This is a genomic window from Pseudomonas sp. D1HM, assembly GCF_019266105.1.
GTDB classification, from domain to species: domain Bacteria; phylum Pseudomonadota; class Gammaproteobacteria; order Pseudomonadales; family Pseudomonadaceae; genus Aquipseudomonas; species Aquipseudomonas taetrolens.
Genome location: NZ_LRMN01000009.1, coordinates 15,100 through 36,290, shown reverse-complemented (window position 1 = coordinate 36,290; position 21,191 = coordinate 15,100). Strand labels below are relative to the sequence as shown.

The window sequence follows — 21,191 nt, the reverse complement described above, 5'->3', positions numbered from 1 at the left end:
GATGCCGCAGATCATTTTTCTGCCACACGCCGAGCATTGCCCGGACGGTATGGTTGTTGAGGCTGAGACCGGCAAGACCCTTCTCGAAGTTGCTCATGAGAACCACATTGAGATCGAGAGTGCCTGCGGCGGCGTGTGCGCCTGTACCACCTGTCACTGCGTGATTCGCGAAGGTTTTGATTCGCTGAACGAGGCTGACGAGCTGGAAGAGGACTACCTTGACAGGGCTTGGGGGCTGGAAGCGACTTCACGCCTGAGCTGCCAGACCATCGTCGGGACTGAAGACCTCACGGTCGAGATTCCGAAGTACTCTCTCAACCATGCCGCCGAAGCGCCGCACTGATTCAAGGAAGTGTCATGAGCCTTAAATGGGTTGATGTACAGGAAATCGCTATCCAGCTGTCCGAAGCTCATCCCGATGTCGATCCGACACGGCTGAACTTTGTAGAACTGCGTAAATGGGTAATGGATCTCCCTGAATTTGATGATCTTCCTGACCGAAGTGGGGAAAAAGTCCTCGAGGCAATTCAGGCACTCTGGATCGAAGAGTTGGACTGACCCACGCAGCAGGTTATGCAATACCCAAGAACCCGCGTATAATTCGCGGGTTTAATTTTTCGCTAAAATCACTGTTTCTGGAGTTACACCATGGCTGTTCAACGTACTTTCTCCATCATCAAGCCTGACGCCGTTGCTAAAAACGTTATCGGTAAGATCGTTTCCCGTTTCGAAGACGCCGGCCTGCGCGTTGTTGCTTCGAAAATGAAGCAACTGTCCAAAGCTGAAGCTGAAGGTTTCTACGCTGAGCACAGCGAACGTGGTTTCTTCGGTGACCTGGTTGCGTTCATGACTTCGGGTCCGGTTGTTGTTCAGGTTCTGGAAGGCGAAAACGCCATCGTTCGCAACCGCGAGCTGATGGGCGCTACCAACCCTAAAGAAGCTGCTGCCGGCACTATCCGTGCTGACTTCGCTGAATCCATCGATGCCAACGCTGTTCACGGTTCCGATTCGGAAGCAGCTGCTGCGCGCGAAATCGCTTACTTTTTCGCAGCTACTGAAGTAACCACTCGATAAGCATTGGCTTGTGAGTGAGGGTGAAGACATGATTGCAACGACTGGCAAAACTAACCTGTTGGGTCTGACTCAGCCGGAAATGGAGAAATTCTTCGACTCAATCGGGGAGAAGCGTTTCCGTGCCGGTCAGGTCATGAAGTGGATTCACCACTTTGGCGTCGATGATTTCGACGCCATGACTAACGTCAGCAAGGCCTTGCGCGACAAGCTCAAGGCCATTGCTGAGGTTCGTGGTCCGGAAGTCGTCAGCGAGGACATTTCCACCGACGGCACCCGTAAATGGGTGGTGCGCGTGGCGTCCGGCAGCTGCGTCGAGACCGTATACATTCCCCAGGGCAAACGTGGCACATTGTGCGTTTCGTCCCAGGCTGGCTGTGCCCTGGACTGCAGTTTCTGCTCCACCGGCAAGCAAGGTTTCAATAGCAACCTCACCGCCGCCGAAGTTATCGGGCAGGTGTGGATTGCCAACAAATCCTTCGGCAGTGTCCCGGCAACCATCGACCGTGCCATCACCAACGTGGTGATGATGGGCATGGGTGAGCCGCTGCTGAACTTCGACAACGTAATCGCCGCCATGCATCTGATGATGGATGACCTGGGCTACGGCATTTCCAAGCGTCGTGTGACCTTGTCCACCTCGGGCGTGGTACCGATGATCGATGAGCTGGCCAAGCACATCGATGTCTCGCTGGCGTTGTCGCTGCATGCACCCAATGACGAGCTGCGCAGTCAACTGGTGCCGATCAACAAGAAGTATCCACTCAAGATGCTGCTTGAGTCTTGCCGTCGCTACATGGCGACCCTGGGCGAAAAGCGCGTACTGACAGTTGAGTACACCATGCTCAAGGACGTGAACGACCATGTCGACCATGCCCGCGAGATGATCGAGCTGCTCAAGGATACGCCGTGCAAGATCAACCTGATTCCGTTTAACCCTTTCCCGCATTCGGGCTATGAGCGTCCAAGCAATAACGCCATTCGCCGTTTCCAGGAGTTGCTGCAGCAAGCGGGCTACAACGTGACAGTACGCACCACCCGCGGCGAAGATATCGATGCGGCCTGCGGGCAACTGGTCGGCCAGGTCAATGACCGGACCCGTCGCAGCGAGCGTCACATTGCCGCGCGTGAGATCAACGTCGAGGCAGAACTGGCGCAAAACGCTGCGTCTGCGCCCTAAGAGAGGACGCTCATGAGTTTGCGCGCTGCGCGTTCTGTCGTGCTGGCCAGTCTTCTGACTGGCTGTGTGTCATCGGGTGATTCAAACCCGATGTCTACCGACAAGGGACGTGATGAGGCACGCAAGGCTTATGTTCAATTGGGGCTCGGCTATCTTCAGCAGGGGATGACCGAGCAGGCCAAAATGCCCTTGAGCAAAGCTCTGGAAATCGACAAGACGGACCCGGACACCCATGCCGCACTGGCATTGGTGTTTCAATCCGAAATGGAACACGAGCTGGCCGAAGAGGCCTTCCTCAAGGCGTTGCGCGGTCGACCTGCCGATGCTCGCATTCTCAATAACTACGGCAGTTTCCTGTTCCAGCGGCAACGCTATCAGGAGGCTTATGCTCAGTTCCAGAAGGCTGCGGCAGATAACCTTTATCCTGAGCGCTCTCGTGTCTACGAGAACCTGGGCATTACTTCGCTCAGATTGGGCCAGCGTGAAGCGGGTCGCCAGCAGCTCGAAAAAGCACTGCGCCTGAATCGTTTGCAGCCAAGAGCATTGCTCGAAATGGCTGAGTTGTCTTACGAAGACAGGCATTATGTATCTGCACGTGACTTTTACGATCGTTTTAGCCTGCTTAGCGGGCAAAATGCACGTAGTCTATTGCTGGGTGCGCGACTGGAACATGTTTTCAACGATCGCACCTCCACTGCCAATTATGGCCAGCAACTAAAAAGACTCTATCCCGGCACGCCGGAATATCAGCAATACCTGTCGGAGCAATGATGAAAGCGGCGCAACCCGAAGTTCTAGCAGCGACTCGTGTCAATCCCGGTGAGACCTTGCGTCAGGCCAGGGAGAACAATGGATGGACGTTGGCTGAAGTCGCCTTGAAACTCAACCTCACGGCCAGCTCATTGAGCCATCTTGAGACGGGGGCGTTCGACAAACTGCCAGGGCATACCTTTGCCCGTGGCTACATTCGTGCCTATGCCAAATTGCTTGGCATGGATCAGACCAGTCTGGTCCATGAGTTTGACCTGTACACCGGCACTGATGCCAACGGCAGCAATGTGCACAGCCTGGGGCGAATAGAAGAGCCGGTTCGCGTATCCCATACCATTTTGCGTATTGTCAGCCTGTTGCTCCTGATAGCCGTCACTGTCGGCGGTTTTATCTGGTGGCAGGATCAAACCTCCATGCGTGCCAAGGATCTGGTCAGCCTGGCACCCGAGCATGTTGAGGTTGAAGGGGCCGACGGCACGACCCAGATCCATCCGCTCGACGAACCTGAAGATCAAGCCGTGGCCGAATCGGCCACCGGTGAAGCGCCCGTAGCGGTTGAGCCTGCGCCTGAAACTCCCGGTACAGCGCTGGCCCTGCCGGTTGCCCCGGGCGCAGCGCCCGCTGCTCCTGCCGTACCTGCGGCTCCGGCTCCGGCGGCGACTCCTGCTACCGTTGCGCCAGTCGCTCCGGCTGCAGCTGCTGTGCCTGCGACCACCGTTACGACGCCTGTCGCAGGTGAGGGCAAAGTAGCATTGCGATACACCGCTGATTGCTGGACTCAAGTCACTGATGGCACGGGTAAAGTGCTGTTTGGCGGCCTGAAGCGCAAGGGCGAGAATCTTGAAGTGAGCGGCAAGCCTCCACTGAGCCTGCGCCTGGGCTTTGCCCGTGGCGCGCAGGTAACCTACAACGGTCAACCTGTGGATGTGGCTCCTTTCACCAGTGGCGAGACTGCTCGCCTGAAGTTAGGTCAATAAGTCATGCACGGCGAATCACCAATCAAACGTCGCGAATCGCGCAAAATATGGGTCGGCTCGGTACCGGTAGGGGGCGATGCTCCTATTGCAGTACAGAGCATGACGAACAGCGACACCAATGATGTCGCCGCGACCGTTGCGCAAATCAATCGTCTAGAGGCCGCAGGCGTCGATATCGTGCGGATTTCCGTACCGGACATGGACGCTGCAGAAGCCTTTGGCCGTATCAAGCAGCTGGTCAAAGTGCCGCTGGTTGCCGACATCCACTTCGACTACCGCATTGCTTTGCGTGTGGCTGAACTGGGCGTGGACTGCCTGCGGATCAACCCGGGCAACATCGGTCGCGAAGACCGTGTACGAGCGGTGGTTGATGCTGCGCGTGATCGTGGGATCCCGATCCGGATCGGGGTCAACGCCGGTTCGCTTGAAAAAGACCTGCAAAAAAAATATGGCGAGCCAACACCTGCTGCCCTGGTCGAGTCTGCACTGCGTCACGTTGAGCACCTCGAACGCCTGAATTTCAAGGACTTCAAGGTCAGCGTCAAAGCTTCTGACGTGTTCATGGCTGTCGAGGCCTACCGTTTGCTGGCGAAGGAAATCGTCCAGCCACTGCATTTGGGCATTACTGAAGCAGGCGGTTTGCGCTCGGGCACAGTGAAATCTGCCGTGGGCCTAGGTATGCTGCTTGCCGAAGGAATTGGCGATACTATTCGCATCTCGTTGGCAGCAGACCCGGTAGAGGAAGTAAAAGTCGGCTACGACATCCTCAAGTCCCTGCACCTGCGTTCGCGAGGCATCAACTTTATCGCGTGCCCAAGCTGCTCCCGGCAGAACTTCGACGTGGTTAAAACCATGAACGAGCTCGAAGTGCGGCTTGAAGACTTGCTGGTGCCGTTGGATGTAGCGGTGATCGGTTGCGTGGTCAACGGTCCTGGCGAAGCCAAAGAGGCCCATGTGGGGCTCACGGGTGGCACCCCCAACCTGATTTACATAGACGGCAAGCCGTCGCAGAAACTGACGAATGACAACCTGGTGGATGAGCTGGAAAGGCTGATCCGGCAGAAGGCGGCCGAAAAGGTCGAAGCTGACGCAGCCGTTATCGCGCGCGGCTAATCAAACGAATAAAGGATTTTTTGTGAGCAAGTCTTTGCAAGCCATTCGTGGCATGAACGATATCCTGCCCGAGCAGACGCCCTTGTGGCGTTTTTTCGAGAGCAAGGTTTCGCGTTTGCTGGATAACTACGGTTACAAGCAAATCCGCATGCCTATCGTCGAGTTCACCGAGCTGTTCAAGCGCTCGATCGGTGAAGTCACCGATATCGTCGAAAAAGAGATGTACACCTTCGAGGACCGCAACGGCGATTCGCTGACCCTGCGTCCCGAAGGTACGGCTGCGTGTGTGCGTGCCGTACTTGAACACGGCATTACCGGCGGTGGCCAGGTGCAAAAGCTGTGGTACATCGGTCCAATGTTCCGCCACGAACGCCCTCAGAAAGGCCGCTACCGCCAGTTCCATCAAATTGGTGTCGAAGTGTTCAATCTTGATGGTCCGGACATCGATGCCGAACTGATCGTATTGACCTGGCGTCTGTGGGGCGAGCTGGGCATCCGCGATGCGGTCAAGCTTGAAATCAACAGCCTTGGCACCAGCGAAGCCCGTGCTCGTTATCGTGCCGCGCTGGTCGAATATTTGTCCTCGCGTCTGAGCGAGCTTGACGAAGACAGTCAGCGTCGCTTGAAATCCAACCCGCTGCGCGTACTCGACACCAAAAATGCCGATACCCAGGCCGTTTTGGTCGATGCACCGAAGCTGGTGGATTACCTTGATGAAGAGTCCCGTGTGCATTTCGAAGGGCTCAAGGCCCGTCTTGATGCTGCCGGCATTCCCTATGTCATCAACCCCAAGCTGGTTCGCGGACTCGATTACTACAGCAAAACCGTATTTGAATGGGTGACCGACAAGTTGGGCGCCCAGGGTACGGTGTGTGCGGGCGGTCGATATGATGGCCTGGTCGAGCAAATGGGTGGCAAGCCTACATCGGGTGTCGGTTTTGCTATGGGCATCGAGCGTTTGATCCTGCTGCTTGAAACCCTTGAGCAAATCCCGGAAGAAATCGCACGTCAGGTTGATGTCTACCTCTGTGCTTTCGGTGAAGCCGCTGAACTGGCTGCCCTGGCGCTGAGCGAGCGTGTTCGCGATCAGTTGCCGAATTTGCGTTTGCAGATCAATGCCGGTGCTGGCAGCTTCAAGAGCCAGTTCAAAAAGGCCGACAAGAGCGGTGCACTGTATGCACTGATCCTGGGTGACGACGAATTGGCCCGGCAAGTGGTGGGTGTCAAGCCGTTGCGTGGCCAGGGCGAACAACAAACTATTGCCTGGGATGCTCTTTCCGAGCACTTGGCCACCTGCGTCGTGCAGGATTGAAGCTGTAAAAACAGCCGATTTATCGAATAAGGAGTGTTGGGGTGTCGAGTAACGATGATGATCAGCTGGGCGAGTTGAAAGACTGGTGGCAGCGCAACGGCAAACCCCTGGTTACTGGTGGCTTGTTGGCGCTGGTAGTGGTGTTCGGCTGGAAGGCTTGGCACACGTATCAGAGCAACCAGTCGCAAGGTGCTTCGGTTCTCTACCAGCAATTGCTTGAAGCCACACTGACACCCGACGGCCAGCCAGATACGGCCCGCGTGGTTGATCTGGCCGGCAAGTTGAAAAGCGAATACGGCGGTTCGGCCTATGCGCAGTTTGGCGGTCTGTTTGTTGCCAAGGTGGCAGTGGACAGCGGCAAGCTGGATGACGCAGCCAACGAGCTGAAAGTCATTGTCGACAAACCTGCCAGCGTTACCCTGGGTGAAGTGGCGCGTCAGCGCCTGGCTCAGGTTCTGGCTGCACAAGGCAAGGCTGAGGATGCCCTGAAGCTGCTTGAGGGTGACTCGGACAAGGCGTTCCTGGCCAGCCGCGAGGAGCTGAAAGGCGACTTGCTGGTTCAGCTGGGTCGTACTGATGATGCACGTACTGCCTACGAACAAGCCAAGGCTGCGCTGTCGGATGAAGCAGCGGTCGGTGGCCTGCAAATCAAGCTCGACGACCTGGCCAAAGGGGATGCGTGAAGTGATGCGTTGGAAACATGCAGCATTGCTGGCTCTGGTCATTTTGGCCGCGGGTTGCAGCAGCAACAGCAAAAAAGAATTGCCGCCTGCCGAGCTGACCGACTTCAAAGAAGAAGTGGTCTTGCAAAAGCAATGGGACCGTTCCATTGGTGACGGTCAGGGCAAAACCTACAACATGCTGGTTCCGGCTGTTGAAGGCAATACCATCTACGCGGCTGACGTGACCGGCGTAGTGATGTCCCTCGACCGCATGAACGGCGACGTTCAGTGGAAGACGGACCTCGAGCTGCCTGTTTCTGGCGCCGTTGGCGTGGGCTACGGCATGGTCATGCTCGGCACCCTGCAAGGTGACGTGATTGCCCTTGACGCCAGCACTGGTGAAGAGCAATGGCGCTCGCGAGTGAACAGCGAAGTGCTGGCGCCACCTGCAACCAACGGCGATATCGTTGTGGTTCAGACCCAGGACGATCGTCTGATTGGCCTGGATGCCTCGACGGGTAATCAGCGTTGGGTCTACGACAGCACGCCGGGTGTTCTGACCTTGCGGGGCACCGGTGCACCGCTGGTGACCAATCGCCTGGCAATCGCGGGGCTGTCGACCGGTAAAGTGGTTGCCCTTGATACCCGTAACGGCGTACCGGTGTGGGAGCAACGTGTTGCAATCCCCCAAGGCCGTTCGGAGCTTGAGCGTATTGTCGATATCGACGGTGGTTTGCTGATGTCGGGTGGCACGTTGTACGTGACCAGCTATCAGGGCCGTATGGCTGCACTTGAGATGGAAAGCGGTCGCGTGCTCTGGCAGCGTGATGCTTCCAGCTACGCAGGTGTCGCTCAAGGTTTTGGCAGCGTCTACGTCAGCCTGGCGTCCGGCACTGTTGAAGGCATTGATGAACGTTCGACCACAGCACTGTGGAGCAACGATGCTCTGGCCCGCCGTCAATTGTCGGCTCCGGAAGTCTTCTCCAGCTATGTGGCAGTCGGTGACATGGAAGGCTATCTGCACCTGCTAAGCCAGGTCGATGGTCGCTTTGTGGCCCGTACCCGCATTGACAGTGATGGTCTTCGGGCGCGTCCGCTGGTGGTCGGTGACATGATTTACGTGTTTGGTAACAGCGGCAAACTGGAAGCCCTGACCATTCGCTAAGGCGTCTATGCTTGAGGCCCCCAGGGCCTCGGGCAGCCTTGCTCAGGCAAGGTTTGCGGCACATTTGTGCTGTTCCGAACTCTGGCCGCTGCCTTGCAGCGGCTTTTGTATTTTCTGAAATAACGAAGTGGAGAGCCGCATGGTTCCCGTAATCGCCCTGGTGGGCCGACCAAACGTCGGCAAGTCCACCTTGTTCAACCGCCTGACCAGGACTCGTGACGCCATTGTCGGCGACTTGTCCGGTCTGACCCGTGATCGCCAATACGGTGAGGCCAAGTGGCAAGGGCGTTCCTACATTCTGGTCGACACCGGCGGTATCTCCGGTGACGAGCACGGTATGGACGAAAAGATGGCCGAGCAGTCGCTGCTGGCCATCGAAGAAGCTGACGTCGTTCTGTTCCTGGTAGATGCAAAAGCGGGTTTCACTGCCGCTGACCAGATGATCGGCGAACACCTTCGCAAACGTAACAAGCGTTCGTACGTTGTGGCCAACAAGGTCGACAACATCGACCCGGACATGGCGCGTGCAGAGTTTGCCCCGCTGGGCATGGGCGACGCGATTCCTATCGCCGGTGCTCATGGTCGCGGTATCACCCAGTTGCTGGAAATTGCCCTGGGCGATTTCCCGCGCGACGAAGATGATGCCGAAGAAGGCGAAGCTGAAGTCGTTCTCGAAGGTGAGGAAGCCAAGCGCATTCCTGGCCCGAGTGAAAAAGACGGCATCAAGATTGCCATCATCGGTCGCCCGAACGTGGGCAAATCGACACTGGTCAACCGCATGCTCGGTGAAGACCGTGTCATCGTGTACGACCAGCCAGGTACCACGCGAGACAGTATCTACATCCCGTTCGAGCGTAACGACGAGAAGTACACGCTGATCGACACCGCCGGTGTGCGCAAGCGCGGCAAGATCCACGAAGAAGTTGAAAAGTTCTCCGTGGTCAAAACCCTGCAAGCCATCAAGGACGCCAACGTGGTGATCTTTGTGATGGATGCCCGTGAAGGCGTGGTTGACCACGACCTCAACCTGTTGGGCTTTGCGCTGGAGGCCGGTCGTGCTCTGGTAATCGCGATCAACAAGTGGGACGGCATGGTGCCGAGCGAGCGCGACTATGTGAAAACCGAGCTGCAGCGCCGGTTGTTCTTCGTCGACTTCGCCGATATTCACTTCATCTCGGCTCTGCACGGCACTGGCGTAGGCAACCTGTACCAATCGGTGCAGAACTCCTTCAAGTCGGCGGTTACCCGCTGGCCGACCAACCGTCTGACCCAGATTCTTGAAGATGCGGTTGGCGAGCACGCACCGCCGATGGTGAACAACCGTCGGATCAAGCTGCGCTATGCCCACTTGGGTGGTGCCAACCCGCCGATTATCGTGATCCACGGTAACCAGGTTGAGAAGGTTCCGAAGTCTTACGTCCGTTATCTCGAAAACACCTACCGTCGTGTCTTGAAGCTGGTCGGTACGCCGATCCGCATCGAGTTCAAAGGTGGCGAGAACCCGTACGAAGCCAACAAGAACTCGCTCACCGACCGTCAGGTCAACAAGAAGCGCCGCATGATGTCGCACCACAAGAAAGCCGAGAAGAAGCGTAAAGACAAACGCTAAGAGCGCATTGTCTCGTCGCACTGAAAAAGGGCCGGAAACGGCCCTTTTTCGTGTCTGACGTTTGGGCTATCCTCGAAAGATCCTGTGCCGTAGTCAGCGCCGGGAATTCATCAGGAAGTGGCCATGATTACCAGCAAGTTGCCTAATGTAGGCACCACCATTTTCACGCGTATGTCGCAGCTTGCGGCTGAAACTGGCGCACTCAACTTGTCTCAAGGGTTTCCTGACTTCGATGGTCCCCAAGCGTTGCGTGATGCTGTAGGCCAGCACATTGCCAGTGGTCACAACCAGTATTCGCCCATGACCGGTTTGCCTGCATTGCGCCAGCAAGTCTCAGCCAAGATTGCCCGCAGTTATGGGGTACAGGTCAATGCCAACACTGAGGTGACCATCACGCCCGGGGCGACCCAGGCAATCTTCTGTGCGATTCAGGCGGTGATTCACGCCGGTGATGAGGTCATTGTGTTTGACCCTTGCTACGACAGCTATGAGCCTTCGGTGGAGCTGGCGGGTGGGCGTTGCGTGCATGTGCAACTGGGTCAGGACGACTTTGCCATTGACTGGCAAAAACTCGAGGATGCGCTGAGTCCGCGCACTCGAATGATCATTCTCAATAGCCCGCACAACCCTAGCGGTGCGTTGATCAGTCGTAGCGAGCTGGATCAATTGGCCAGGCTGATCGCTGACCGTGATATCTACCTGATCAGTGATGAGGTGTATGAGCATCTGGTGTACGACGGCGTGTCTCATGTCAGTGTTTTGGCTCATCCTGAGTTGTACCATCGTGCTTTCGTTGTCAGCTCTTTCGGCAAGACTTACCACGTCACGGGCTGGAAAACCGGTTATGTGGTCGCTCCGCCAGCGCTGACAGCCGAGCTGCGCAAGGTTCACCAGTACGTCAGTTTCTGCGGCGTAACGCCGTTGCAGTATGCGCTGGCGGACTTTATGCAGGCTCATCCCGAGCACGTCGAAGAGCTACCGGCCTTTTATCAGGCCAAGCGAGACTTGTTCTGCGATTTGCTGGGCCCGTCGCGGTTTACCTTCAAACCGGTGGCAGGGACTTATTTCCAGTTGGTTGATTACTCCCTTATTCGGCCGGACCTCAATGACGTCGACATGGCCATGTGGATGACTCGAGAGCATGGTGTGGCGACTATTCCGGTTTCGGTCTTCTACCAGACCCCGCCCGAAGGGCAGCGGCTGGTTCGTCTGTGTTTTGCAAAACGCGAGGAGACGCTGCGTGAAGCGGCAGGAAAACTATGCGTGATTTAAGTGCTTTACCCGATTTGACCGTAGCGCTGGTGCAGACCACGCTGGCCTGGCATGACCGTCAGGCGAATTTTGCGCATTTTGATGAACTGCTTGAGCAGGCAAAGGGTGCAGACCTGGTGGTTTTGCCAGAGATGTTCACCACCGGCTTTAGCATGGAGTCAAAAACCCTGGCCGAACCTGAAAATGGTCCCACCAGCAAGTGGTTGCAGGCTCAGGCCAAAAAACTCGATGCAGTGGTCACTGGCAGCGTGATTGTGCTGGCAGCCGATGGTAGCCATCGCAACCGGCTGTTATGGGCTCGTCCTGATGGTGAGGTGTTGCACTACGACAAGCGCCACTTGTTCCGCATGGCGGGTGAGCATGAGCACTTTACCCCGGGCGAACGTCAGGTTCAGTTCGAAGTGAAGGGCTGGCGCATTCGGCCGCTGATTTGCTACGACTTGCGCTTCCCGGTCTGGAGTTGCGACGCGCACGACACGGATTTGCTGCTGTACACGGCCAACTGGCCGGGTGCACGACGCCTGCACTGGAATCGCTTATTGCCTGCGCGGGCCATTGAGAATCTGTGTTACGTGGCTGCGGTCAACCGGGTGGGGACTGATGGCAAAGGCTTGGTCTACACGGGTGACAGCCATATTTTCGACTTTCAGGGCGAATCGCTGCTCAGTGCCGGTGAGGCGGATGGTGTATTCACCATGAGCCTCAGTGCCGCTGACTTGGGCGCCTATCGTGAGCGTTTCCCGGCGTACCTGGATGCGGACGATTTTGAGCTGCATTGATTGTTGAGCTCTGCGTAACAGCGGACTCGTTCTTCCTGCCGCAGCGATACGATGTAAATAAAAAGCCCCCAAGGTTCTCACCATGGGGGCTTTTGTGTTTCGGGAGCGCTTACGCGGCTTTAGCTTCCGTCTCGCTCAGCGAGCGGTTCAAGGCGCTGAATAGGGCCTTGAAGCTGGCCGTGGTGATGTTTTCATCGATCCCGACACCGTGTACGGCGCGTTCACCGTTTACGCGCAGTTCGATGTAGGCCGCCGCCTTGGCGTTGGTGCCTGCACCGATGGCATGCTCGTTGTAGTCCATGATCTCGGCTTTGACCGGCAGGCCGGCTACCAGAGCCTCCAGGGCGCCGTTGCCTTTGCCGTTCCAGCGCAGGTTGGTCTCGCCGCCACCCTTGGCCGACACTTCGACTTCAACGGCGCTGTGGCCGTTTTCTTCCTGCAGGCGATGGCTGACCAGCGCGTAAGGCGTGTTGGCTTGCAGGTATTCGCTGTGCAGCAAGCTGTGGATTTGCTGTGCGGTCATCTCCAGGCCCAGACGGTCGGTTTCGCGTTGAACCACCTGGCTGAATTCGATCTGCATGCGGCGCGGCAGGCTGATGCCGTACTCCTGCTCCAGCAGGTATGCGATGCCGCCTTTGCCGGACTGGCTGTTAACCCGAATGACCGCTTCATAGCTGCGACCGATATCGGCCGGGTCGATTGGCAAATACGGCACTTCCCACAGGGCGTCGGGTTTTTGCTGAGCGAAGCCTTTGCGGATTGCATCCTGGTGCGAGCCAGAGAATGCAGTGTGAACCAGGTCGCCGACGTACGGGTGACGTGGGTGAACCGGAATCTGGTTGCACTCCTCGACGACCTTGCGCACGCCGTCGATATCGGAGAAGTCCAGTTGCGGGTCCAGGCCCTGGGTGTACATGTTCAGTGCAACGGTGACGAGATCGACGTTACCGGTACGCTCGCCGTTGCCGAACAGGCAGCCCTCGACACGGTCGGCACCGGCCATCAGGCCCAGCTCGGTGGCGGCTACGCCAGTGCCACGGTCGTTGTGGGTATGCAGGCTGATGAGCACGCTGTCGCGGCGATTGATATTACGGCTGAACCATTCGATCTGGTCGGCATAGATGTTAGGTGTTGCGCACTCAACGGTAGCCGGCAGGTTGAGGATCATTTTGTGCTCGGGTGTCGGGTTCCAGACCTCGATCACGGCGTCACACACTTCCTTGGCGAATTCCAGCTCAGTGGCGCTGAAGGTTTCTGGCGAATACTCGAATGTCCACTGGGTTTCTGGCTGCTGAGCGGCGTATTTGACGAACAGCTTGGCCGCGCTCACGGCAATTTCCTTGATCCCGTCCTTGTCCTGGTTGAACACGATGCGACGGAAAGCCGGGCAAGTGGCGTTGTACAGGTGGACGATGGCTTTTTTGGCGCCACGCAACGATTCAAAGGTCCGTGCGATCAGGTCTTCACGGCCCTGGGTCAACACTTGAATGGTGGTGTCGTCCGGGATGTGACCGTCTTCAATCAAGGTGCGCACGAAGTCGAAGTCGGTTTGCGACGCCGCCGGGAACGATGCCTCGATTTCCTTGACGCCCACGCTCACCAGCGTCTTCCAGAAGCGCAGCTTCTTCACCGCGTCCATCGGCTCGATCAGCGACTGGTTGCCGTCGCGCAAATCGGAGCTGCACCAGATCGGCGCGCTCGTGATGGTTTTTGAAGGCCAGGTGCGGTCAGGCAAATCAATGACCGGAAAGGCACGGTATTTGGAAGAAGGGTCTTTGAGCATGGTCATCAGGCAATCCTTATTGTGCGAGCCGGAACTGAGTGGCTAGCCGAAAAATACAAAGCAGGGGAGACGAGGCACCGCGATTAGCTTTGCAGTCGTGCGCTGACGAGGCAAAGGCTGCGATGTTGTCGGAGCAGGATGAGTGTGTGGGGTGTTTTCATGACTTCAACCCTAACCACTGGGCTGAAAGATGGCAAGCACCCGAAAAACATTGAGAGGACTGCTCGAATATAAGGAATATTCGAGTTTTAATCGCGTTAAATTTGAATAAAGTTGTTCAGTATTGCGCGGCTTCGCGGGATGGCGCGTGCCGGGTGCTGCACGCGCTCATCCATGGAGAAGGCCGGGTCAGGGTTGGAAGGCACCAATGAAAATTGCCGGATCGACCCGCGCATCATTCAGGCTGACATTCCAGTGCATGTGCGGGCCGGTAGCGCGCCCCGTCGAACCGACTTTGCCGACCACAGCGCCGCGTGCCAGTTGCTGGCCGACCTGGGTGTCGATTTTCGACAAGTGGCAAAACATGCTGATGAAGCCCTGGCCATGGTCGACAAATACGGTATTGCCGTTGAAGAAATAGTTGCCGATCAGGATCACTTTGCCTGCTGCCGGGGTTTTGACCGGAGTGCCTGCAGGTACCGCGAAGTCCAGGCCAGCATGGGGGTTACGCTCCTCGCCATTGAAGAAGCGGCGCACGCCGAACTTGCTCGAGAGCGGCCCGTTGACCGGTTTGTCGAGCAGCAGGTTGCTTGGGGTATTCGGGCTGAACGTACGGTAGGCCTTGATCTGCACGGCCAGCTCGTTCTCGATGCGCTTCAGGTCTGCGGGGTTGGGGTTGACCTGGCGTTTATTTTTCAAGGTGATGTGCTGTTCGGGGTACTTTTTGTTGACCACCGCGAAGGCCAACTGGCGGCCATCAGCGGTGATGCGCTGCTGGCTGCCCGGCTTTACCGTCAACGGGATGCCGACAATCGCCCGCCATGTTTCTTGTTCTTTCACCACCAGCACCGGCTTGCCGTCATAGGTGGCCTTGGGTGCTTGGGCGCCTGTGCCCAGTTCAATCACGGCAACGCCTCCGGGAACCGGCTTGTTCAGCAGGCGGGTGATGTAACTGTCAGCCGCGTTGGCGTTGACGGTCAGGCAAAGCAATAACAAGGTGCAGAAAAAACGCGGCATCAGCTTATCCAGAAAAGAGGTCAATCCAGCAAAGAAAGGGTGACGGGTGTCAGGTGATTGTCTTCGACCCGGACTTGCAGCTCGCCTTCACCCAGTCGGGCGGTCAAGCGTTGGCCGGTGCGGGTTTGCCCGGCGCTGCGAATGGCGTTGCCGCGGTCGTCGAGCAGGATGCTATAGCCCCGGCCCAGCGTGGCCAGCGGGCTGACCACATGCAGGGTTTGCATGTGGCTTTGCAACTGCAGGCGACGGGCTTTGAGGCCTTCGCGCATGGCGCGTGGCAGACGCTCGGCGAGGCTGTCCAGGCGTTGGCGCAATAACGCCAGTTGACGCCCCGGGTGCTGGCCGGCAAGGCGGGTTTCAAGGCGGATCAAACGCTCGCGCCGGGTGTTGAGGCTGCGTTCAAAGGCACGTCGCATGCGCATGTCCAGGTCATCCAGGCGCTGGGCTTGCTGGCGCAGCCGTTCGCCGGGGTGACGCAGGCGGCGGGCCAGGCCATCGAGGCGCAAGCGGTCGCGCATCATGCGGTCGCGCATGCGCATCACCAGACGGCGATGCAGGCTCTCGATACGGTGTTGCAGATCACTGGAGTCGGGCGCCAGCAACTCGGCCGCGGCCGAAGGGGTCGGGGCCCGGACATCCGCCACGAAGTCGCTGATGGAAACGTCGGTTTCATGACCGACAGCGCTCACGATTGGGGTGACGCAGGCGTCTACGGCCCGGGCCACGGCTTCTTCGTTAAAGCACCAGAGGTCTTCCAGCGAACCGCCGCCACGGGCCAGGATCAGCGCGTCGAAACCGCGTGCATCAGCCAGTTTGAGGGCGCGCACGATTTGCGCAGTGGCCTCTCTGCCCTGGACTGCGGTGGGGATCAGTGTCAATTCCACTTGAGGGGCGCGACGTCGAAATACGCTGATAATGTCGCGAATGACGGCCCCTGTCGGAGAACTGATGATGCCGATGCGCTGCGGATGAGCGGGGAGGGGTACTTTGCGTTCGGCGCTGAAGAGGCCTTCGGCACTGAGTTTTTCTTTCAGTGCATCGAAAGCCAGGCGCAAGGCGCCGTCCCCGGCAGGCTCCACGGTATCGAGGATCAGCTGATAATCGCCACGGCCTTCAAACAGCGAGACCTTGCCCCGCACCTTGACCGCGAGGCCATCTTTCAGGGCCTGGCGCACCCGTGCCGCATTATTGCGAAACAGTGCGCAACGCACCTGGGCGCCGCTGTCCTTGAGGGTGAAGTACACGTGGCCCGACGCCGGGCGGGCAAGGTTGGAGATTTCGCCCTCCACCCAGATATTGCTGAACACGTCTTCGAGCAATACCCGCGCACGGCCGTTGAGCTGGCTGACGGTCAGGACTTCTCGGTCGAGGTTGAGTCTTGCAAAGGGGTCTTTAATCATGCGGGCCATCATAAGGGCGGATTGTTTCGACTGCACCTGTCTGGTTAAAGTCGCGCACTGATGACAGGGACGTAAACGATGGATTTGCTTGAAGTGATGAATGACTTACCGTTTACCGGTAGCGAATGGTTGTTGATTGAGCTGGGCATTGCGCTGGCTTATATCGTATTTGGTGTCGCAGGTTTTGGTACGGCGCTGGTGGCCGGGCCGATTTTGATCCTGTGCCTGCCGTTGTCGAAAATCATCCCCTTGCTGGTGTTGCTGGACTTTGTGGCGGCCTTTGGCAATTGGTTGCCGGCCCGTCGCGATGTGGCGCGCCCCGAGCTGCTGCGCTTGTTGCCGTGTATGGCGCTCGGATGTATAGCGGGCGTGATGTTTTTGCTGAACCTCAAGTCCGATCTGTTGTTGCTGTTGATGGGCATTTTTATCAGTGCCTACGCGCTGTATAGCCTGGCGCTGAAAGTCCGGCCGACGCAGGTGGCTGCAGGCTGGTCGATCCCGACCGGTGTGGTGGGTGGCCTGTTTGGCGCGATGTTTGGCAGCGGCGGCTTTCTGTACGCCCTCTACCTCAATGCCCGGTTGCCCAAAGAGGCTGCGCGCGCGACGCAAAGCGCCCTGATCAGTTGCAGCACGGTGGTGCGCTTGAGCCTGTTCGTGATTGCGGGGGTGTATGCCGACGGCGCTCTGTTGCTATTGGCCGCTTGTCTGTTACCTGCGATGGCATTGGGCTTGTGGATCGGCCGTCGGGTGACACGCAAACTGTCCAGAGAGGCCTTTGTGCGGCTGGTGACATGGTTGGTGCTGGCCAGCGGTGTTGCCTTGATTGCACGTTATTTGAGTACTTGACCTGAGGGGGTGAGGCTTTATGCTGCGCCCCATACCTTCAGGCCGCTCCGGCCTGGTAGCCCTCGACAGCGGCTACCGCCTCAATGCCCGTTCTCCATTACATGTGCCGTACCCATGAATTCGCAAAGCATCATCGTTCCGAAAATTTCCACCTTGCCGGTTCATGAACCGCGAGCGCGTGCGATCGTGCGCTGGCTGGTCCGCAAGAACATCATTGAGGAAGAACTGAGTACCTGCGGGCGTGGCGGTAGCCATATGGCTTACGCGATTGCTCCGGGCGCCGCAAACGTGGTGTTGTACCCCGAGGCGTTGCCATTTGGTGAGCCGGTCAATGGCCTTGAGATCATCACAAAACGTTGCATCTATACGCCAGCCAAAGGGTTTCTTGAGGAAGCAGGCTGTGCCGAATGCCGCCAGGAAGTCGGTGAGGCGTTGTTCGACAGCCTGGAAGAATGGATGCCGGGGCGAACCGACAATTTCATTTGTCCGTTGTGCAGCCATGAAGATGACATCAATGGTTTTCTGTTTTTGCAGCCCTGTGCATTCTCCAACCTGGGTTTTATCTTTAATAACTGGGCTGAGGCGGGTTTCAAGCAGACGTTTCTCGATGAATTCGCCGATTGGCTCGATCAGCCGGTGGCGTGGGTCAAGGTTGAGTTGTGAAAAGGCAAAACTGCCTTTCGGGTCAATAAATGCTTAGCCCTTAGCGCAAAACTCTCTAAAGGTTTCCGTTGAGACGTGCGAGGGTTTTGAGTACAATGGCGCGCTTCCATTTTCCCGCTCGGGAGCCCCAGCGATGCTGCGTATCAGCCAAGAAGCACTCACATTCGATGACATCCTTCTCGTCCCCGGTTATTCCGAGGTTCTCCCGAACGAAGTCAGCCTCAAGACTCGTTTGACCCGTGGCATTGAACTGAATATTCCGCTGGTTTCCGCTGCAATGGACACCGTAACTGAAGCCCGTCTGGCAATCGCCATGGCTCAGGAAGGCGGTATCGGCATCATCCACAAGAACATGACCATCGAGCAGCAAGCTCACGAAGTTCGCAAGGTCAAGCGTTACGAAGCCGGTGTCGTCAAGGAACCGATCACGATCGAGGCTGATGCCACGGTACGTGAACTGTTTGAACTGACCCGCCTGCACAACATCTCCGGCGTACCTGTACTGCACAATGGCGACCTGGTCGGCATCGTGACGTCCCGTGACGTGCGTTTCGAAAACCGTCTGGAAGCCACCGTACGTGAAGTGATGACGCCTAAAGAGCGTCTGGTCACGGTCAAGGAAGGCGCTGACAAGGACGAAGCCCGCGAGCTGTTGCACAAGCACCGCATCGAGCGCGTACTGATCGTCGACGACAATTTCGCCCTCAAAGGCATGATGACCGTCAACGACATCGAAAAAGCCAAGGCTTACCCGCTGGCCAGCAAGGACGACCAAGGTCGTCTGCGCGTAGGCGCTGCGGTCGGTACCGGCAAGGACACGGCTGATCGTGTGGCCGCCCTCGTGGCTGCCGGCGTTGACGTAGTGGTTGTCGACACCGCTCACGGTCACTCCAAAGGCGTGATCGACCGCGTTCGCTGGGTCAAGCAGACCTTCCCTGAAGTTCAGGTGATCGGCGGCAACATCGCGACTGGCGCTGCTGCCAAGGCGCTGGCCGAAGCCGGTGCCGATGCCGTCAAGGTCGGTATCGGTCCGGGTTCGATCTGCACCACGCGTATTGTTGCGGGTGTCGGCGTTCCTCAGATCAGCGCGATTGCCAATGTAGCCGCTGCCCTTGAGGGCACAGGCGTACCGTTGATCGCTGACGGCGGCATCCGTTTCTCGGGTGACTTGTCCAAGGCCATCGTGGCTGGCGCTTCTTGCGTCATGATGGGTTCGATGTTTGCCGGTACTGAAGAAGCACCGGGCGAGATCGAACTGTTCCAGGGCCGTTCGTACAAGGCTTACCGCGGTATGGGTTCGCTGGGTGCGATGTCGCAATCCCAGGGTTCCTCCGACCGTTACTTCCAGGACTCCTCTGCGGGTGCCGAGAAGCTGGTGCCGGAAGGCATCGAAGGTCGCGTGCCGTACAAAGGCTCGCTGACCGCGATCGTGCACCAGCTTATGGGCGGTCTGCGTTCCTCGATGGGCTACACCGGCAGTGCCGATATCGAGCAAATGCGTACCCAGCCCGAGTTCGTGCGCATCACCGGCGCTGGCATGGCTGAATCCCACGTCCACGACGTGCAGATCACCAAGGAAGCTCCAAACTATCGCGTAGGTTGATAGTGATCGCACCCGGGTCAAACCGGGTGCGAACGAATTAAGTCACCGGGGCTGTTTTTATCAGCCCCGTGTCGTTTCTGAAATTAATCGAGATTTTGTCATGGCCCTCGACATTCACGCTCACCGTATCCTGATCCTCGACTTCGGTTCCCAGTACACCCAACTGATCGCCCGCCGCGTACGGGAAATCGGTGTTTACTGCGAACTGCACCCGTTCGACATGGATGACGCAGCGATTCGCGAGTTCGCTCCCAAAGGGATCATTCTCGCTGGCGGCCCGGAATCCGTGCACGAAGCCGATAGCCCGCGCGCGCCACAAGCTGTATTTGACCTGGGCGTGCCGGTATTCGGTATCTGCTACGGCATGCAGACCATGGCTGAACAGCTGGGTGGCAAGGTTGAAGGCTCCGAGCTGCGTGAGTTCGGTTATGCCCGTGTAGACGTGGTTGGCAAAAGCCGCCTGCTCGACGGCATCGAAGACCACATCGACGCTGACGGCCTGTATGGCCTGGACGTGTGGATGAGCCACGGTGACAAGGTCACCAGGATGCCTGCAGACTTCAGCATCCTCGCCAGCACTCCAAGCTGCCCGATCGCCGGCATGTACAACGATGCCCGTGGCTACTACGGCGTGCAGTTCCACCCGGAAGTGACCCACACCAAGCAGGGTGGCCGCATCCTGTCGCGCTTTATCCTCGATATCTGCGGCTGTGAAGCGCTGTGGACACCGTCGAAAATTGCTGAAGACGCCATCGCCAGCGTTCGTGCCCAGGTGGGTACCGACAACGTCTTGCTGGGTCTGTCCGGCGGCGTTGACTCTTCGGTTGTGGCTGCCTTGCTGCACAAGGCCATCGGCGACCAGTTGACCTGCGTATTCGTGGACAACGGTCTGCTGCGACTGCACGAAGGTGAGCAAGTGATGGCCATGTTCGCAGAGAACATGGGCGTCAAAGTGATTCGCGCCAACGCGGCTGATCAGTTCCTGAACAACCTGGCTGGCGAAAGCGACCCGGAGAAGAAGCGCAAGATCATCGGCCGCACCTTCATCGACGTATTCGATGCCGAATCCTGCAAGCTGGACAACATCAAGTACCTGGCCCAGGGCACCATTTACCCGGACGTGATCGAGTCGGCTGGCGCCAAAAGCGGCAAGGCTCACGTGATCAAGTCGCACCACAACGTGGGTGGCTTGCCGGACGAAATGAACCTCAAGCTGGTTGAGCCACTGCGTGAGCTGTTCAAGGACGAAGTCCGTCGTCTGGGTCTGGAACTGGGCCTGCCGTACGACATGGTCTACCGTCACCCGTTCCCGGGCCCGGGCCTGGGCGTTCGTATCCTGGGTGAAGTGAAGAAGGAATACGCCGACTTGCTGCGTCGTGCTGACCACATCTTCATCGAAGAACTGCGTAAAGCCGACTGGTACCACAAGGTCAGCCAGGCATTCGTGGTGTTCCAGCCGGTCAAGTCGGTTGGCGTTGTTGGCGATGGCCGTCGTTACGCCTGGGTTGTTGCCCTGCGTGCCGTCGAAACCATCGACTTCATGACAGCGCGTTGGGCTCACCTGCCTTACGAACTGCTTGAAACCGTCAGCGGTCGAATCATCAATGAGATCGAAGGCATCTCCCGCGTCACCTACGACGTGTCGAGCAAGCCACCGGCAACGATTGAGTGGGAATAAGTCTGGCCGGGTAACCGGCTGACACCCGATTCAGAAAGGCGGTCAACACACAGTGTTGACCGCCTTTTTCGTTTCTGGGGTATCGGTCATGCCGAGGGCGAGGGGCGTTAACTGCGGCCCTTCGCCACCCC

General features: G+C 57.8%; 20 protein-coding genes. 17 read left to right on the top strand and 3 right to left on the bottom strand.

Annotated features, from left to right (window positions below):
• Position 1 precedes the first annotated feature (1 nt).
• The 13 genes from fdx (at position 2) to AWM69_RS12715 (ending at position 11,911) form a co-directional block, all read left to right on the top strand.
• Entirely contained in the window at positions 2 to 343 is a 342-nt protein-coding gene (fdx, locus tag AWM69_RS12775; RefSeq protein ID WP_048378096.1) for an ISC system 2Fe-2S type ferredoxin, read from the top strand.
• 14 nt (positions 344 to 357) lie between these two features.
• Positions 358 to 558 (top strand): Fe-S cluster assembly protein IscX, encoded by a 201-nt coding sequence (iscX, locus tag AWM69_RS12770; RefSeq protein ID WP_131652256.1) that lies wholly within the window; start codon positions 358 to 360, stop codon positions 556 to 558.
• A gap of 90 nt (positions 559 to 648) precedes the next feature.
• A complete protein-coding gene (gene ndk / locus AWM69_RS12765; protein ID WP_131652257.1) occupies positions 649 to 1,074 on the top strand; it encodes a nucleoside-diphosphate kinase in 426 nt (141 codons plus the stop codon).
• 28 nt (positions 1,075 to 1,102) lie between these two features.
• Positions 1,103 to 2,251 carry a 23S rRNA (adenine(2503)-C(2))-methyltransferase RlmN gene (gene rlmN / locus AWM69_RS12760; RefSeq protein WP_131652258.1) on the top strand — a complete coding sequence of 383 codons (1,149 nt, stop codon included), beginning with the start codon at positions 1,103 to 1,105 and terminating at the stop codon, positions 2,249 to 2,251.
• Between the two features lie 12 nt (positions 2,252 to 2,263).
• Entirely contained in the window at positions 2,264 to 3,022 is a 759-nt protein-coding gene (gene pilW / locus AWM69_RS12755) for a type IV pilus biogenesis/stability protein PilW (RefSeq protein ID WP_131652259.1), read from the top strand.
• The gene (locus tag AWM69_RS12750; RefSeq protein ID WP_131652260.1) at positions 3,022 to 3,999 is read left to right on the top strand and encodes a RodZ family helix-turn-helix domain-containing protein; all 978 of its coding nucleotides are present in this window, start codon (positions 3,022 to 3,024) and stop codon (positions 3,997 to 3,999) included. Before pilW ends, AWM69_RS12750 begins: the two co-directional genes overlap by 1 nt.
• Positions 4,000 to 4,002: 3 nt before the next feature.
• A complete protein-coding gene (ispG, locus tag AWM69_RS12745) occupies positions 4,003 to 5,112 on the top strand; it encodes a flavodoxin-dependent (E)-4-hydroxy-3-methylbut-2-enyl-diphosphate synthase (protein WP_131652261.1) in 1,110 nt (369 codons plus the stop codon).
• 22 nt (positions 5,113 to 5,134) lie between these two features.
• Positions 5,135 to 6,424, top strand: a complete 1,290-nt coding sequence (gene hisS, locus AWM69_RS12740) for a histidine--tRNA ligase (protein ID WP_131652262.1) — start codon at positions 5,135 to 5,137, stop codon at positions 6,422 to 6,424.
• A gap of 41 nt (positions 6,425 to 6,465) precedes the next feature.
• Positions 6,466 to 7,107, top strand: a complete 642-nt coding sequence (locus AWM69_RS12735) for a tetratricopeptide repeat protein (RefSeq protein WP_218727042.1) — start codon at positions 6,466 to 6,468, stop codon at positions 7,105 to 7,107.
• Positions 7,100 to 8,251 carry an outer membrane protein assembly factor BamB gene (gene bamB, locus AWM69_RS12730; RefSeq protein WP_218727040.1) on the top strand — a complete coding sequence of 384 codons (1,152 nt, stop codon included), beginning with the start codon at positions 7,100 to 7,102 and terminating at the stop codon, positions 8,249 to 8,251. Before AWM69_RS12735 ends, bamB begins: the two co-directional genes overlap by 8 nt.
• 139 nt (positions 8,252 to 8,390) lie before the next feature.
• Positions 8,391 to 9,860, top strand: a complete 1,470-nt coding sequence (gene der / locus AWM69_RS12725) for a ribosome biogenesis GTPase Der (RefSeq protein WP_048378086.1) — start codon at positions 8,391 to 8,393, stop codon at positions 9,858 to 9,860.
• Between the two features lie 123 nt (positions 9,861 to 9,983).
• Positions 9,984 to 11,132, top strand: coding sequence for a pyridoxal phosphate-dependent aminotransferase (locus AWM69_RS12720; RefSeq protein ID WP_218727038.1), 1,149 nt, complete (start codon positions 9,984 to 9,986; stop codon positions 11,130 to 11,132).
• Positions 11,120 to 11,911 carry an amidohydrolase gene (locus tag AWM69_RS12715; protein WP_218727037.1) on the top strand — a complete coding sequence of 264 codons (792 nt, stop codon included), beginning with the start codon at positions 11,120 to 11,122 and terminating at the stop codon, positions 11,909 to 11,911. The genes AWM69_RS12720 and AWM69_RS12715 overlap by 13 nt, the downstream gene beginning before the upstream one ends.
• A gap of 109 nt (positions 11,912 to 12,020) precedes the next feature.
• On the opposite strand, the gene leuA is transcribed toward AWM69_RS12715, so the two are convergent.
• From leuA to xseA, 3 genes are all read right to left on the bottom strand, one after another.
• Positions 12,021 to 13,700: a 2-isopropylmalate synthase gene (gene leuA / locus AWM69_RS12710; protein ID WP_131652267.1), complete on the bottom strand. Its 1,680-nt coding sequence runs from the start codon at positions 13,698 to 13,700 to the stop codon at positions 12,021 to 12,023.
• Between the two features lie 342 nt (positions 13,701 to 14,042).
• Positions 14,043 to 14,870 (bottom strand): M23 family metallopeptidase, encoded by an 828-nt coding sequence (locus AWM69_RS12705; protein WP_218727035.1) that lies wholly within the window; start codon positions 14,868 to 14,870, stop codon positions 14,043 to 14,045.
• A gap of 20 nt (positions 14,871 to 14,890) precedes the next feature.
• The gene (gene xseA, locus AWM69_RS12700) at positions 14,891 to 16,270 is read right to left on the bottom strand and encodes an exodeoxyribonuclease VII large subunit (protein ID WP_218727033.1); all 1,380 of its coding nucleotides are present in this window, start codon (positions 16,268 to 16,270) and stop codon (positions 14,891 to 14,893) included.
• A 78-nt stretch (positions 16,271 to 16,348) separates the two neighbouring features.
• Here xseA and AWM69_RS12695 point away from each other — a divergent pair, with 78 nt between their 5' ends.
• The 4 genes from AWM69_RS12695 to guaA all read left to right on the top strand — a co-directional run bounded on the left by AWM69_RS12695 (position 16,349) and on the right by guaA (position 21,060).
• Complete coding sequence (locus AWM69_RS12695; protein WP_218727031.1) at positions 16,349 to 17,116, top strand: sulfite exporter TauE/SafE family protein; 768 nt, start codon at positions 16,349 to 16,351, stop codon at positions 17,114 to 17,116.
• Positions 17,117 to 17,230: 114 nt separating this feature from the next.
• Positions 17,231 to 17,779: a sugar ABC transporter ATPase gene (locus AWM69_RS12690; RefSeq protein ID WP_218727030.1), complete on the top strand. Its 549-nt coding sequence runs from the start codon at positions 17,231 to 17,233 to the stop codon at positions 17,777 to 17,779.
• A 133-nt stretch (positions 17,780 to 17,912) separates the two neighbouring features.
• A complete protein-coding gene (gene guaB, locus AWM69_RS12685) occupies positions 17,913 to 19,382 on the top strand; it encodes an IMP dehydrogenase (protein ID WP_131652270.1) in 1,470 nt (489 codons plus the stop codon).
• A 100-nt stretch (positions 19,383 to 19,482) separates the two neighbouring features.
• Positions 19,483 to 21,060 (top strand): glutamine-hydrolyzing GMP synthase, encoded by a 1,578-nt coding sequence (guaA, locus tag AWM69_RS12680; RefSeq protein ID WP_048378078.1) that lies wholly within the window; start codon positions 19,483 to 19,485, stop codon positions 21,058 to 21,060.
• Positions 21,061 to 21,191: the final 131 nt, after the last annotated feature.

Bases quoted from the DNA above. Each gene is read 5' to 3' on its own strand.
- bamB (WP_218727040.1), top strand. From the start codon at position 7,100: ATGCGTGAAGTGATGCGTTGGAAACATGCAGCATTGCTGGCTCTGGTC.
- leuA (WP_131652267.1), bottom strand. From the start codon at position 13,700: ATGACCATGCTCAAAGACCCTTCTTCCAAATACCGTGCCTTTCCGGTC.
- AWM69_RS12695 (WP_218727031.1), top strand. From the start codon at position 16,349: ATGGATTTGCTTGAAGTGATGAATGACTTACCGTTTACCGGTAGCGAA.
- guaA (WP_048378078.1), top strand. From the start codon at position 19,483: ATGGCCCTCGACATTCACGCTCACCGTATCCTGATCCTCGACTTCGGT.
- ispG (WP_131652261.1), top strand. From the start codon at position 4,003: ATGCACGGCGAATCACCAATCAAACGTCGCGAATCGCGCAAAATATGG.
- fdx (WP_048378096.1), top strand. From the start codon at position 2: ATGCCGCAGATCATTTTTCTGCCACACGCCGAGCATTGCCCGGACGGT.
- AWM69_RS12690 (WP_218727030.1), top strand. From the start codon at position 17,231: ATGAATTCGCAAAGCATCATCGTTCCGAAAATTTCCACCTTGCCGGTT.
- AWM69_RS12705 (WP_218727035.1), bottom strand. From the start codon at position 14,870: ATGCCGCGTTTTTTCTGCACCTTGTTATTGCTTTGCCTGACCGTCAAC.
- xseA (WP_218727033.1), bottom strand. From the start codon at position 16,270: ATGATTAAAGACCCCTTTGCAAGACTCAACCTCGACCGAGAAGTCCTG.
- der (WP_048378086.1), top strand. From the start codon at position 8,391: ATGGTTCCCGTAATCGCCCTGGTGGGCCGACCAAACGTCGGCAAGTCC.
- iscX (WP_131652256.1), top strand. From the start codon at position 358: ATGAGCCTTAAATGGGTTGATGTACAGGAAATCGCTATCCAGCTGTCC.
- rlmN (WP_131652258.1), top strand. From the start codon at position 1,103: ATGATTGCAACGACTGGCAAAACTAACCTGTTGGGTCTGACTCAGCCG.
- AWM69_RS12750 (WP_131652260.1), top strand. From the start codon at position 3,022: ATGAAAGCGGCGCAACCCGAAGTTCTAGCAGCGACTCGTGTCAATCCC.
- pilW (WP_131652259.1), top strand. From the start codon at position 2,264: ATGAGTTTGCGCGCTGCGCGTTCTGTCGTGCTGGCCAGTCTTCTGACT.
- guaB (WP_131652270.1), top strand. From the start codon at position 17,913: ATGCTGCGTATCAGCCAAGAAGCACTCACATTCGATGACATCCTTCTC.
- ndk (WP_131652257.1), top strand. From the start codon at position 649: ATGGCTGTTCAACGTACTTTCTCCATCATCAAGCCTGACGCCGTTGCT.
- AWM69_RS12715 (WP_218727037.1), top strand. From the start codon at position 11,120: ATGCGTGATTTAAGTGCTTTACCCGATTTGACCGTAGCGCTGGTGCAG.
- AWM69_RS12720 (WP_218727038.1), top strand. From the start codon at position 9,984: ATGATTACCAGCAAGTTGCCTAATGTAGGCACCACCATTTTCACGCGT.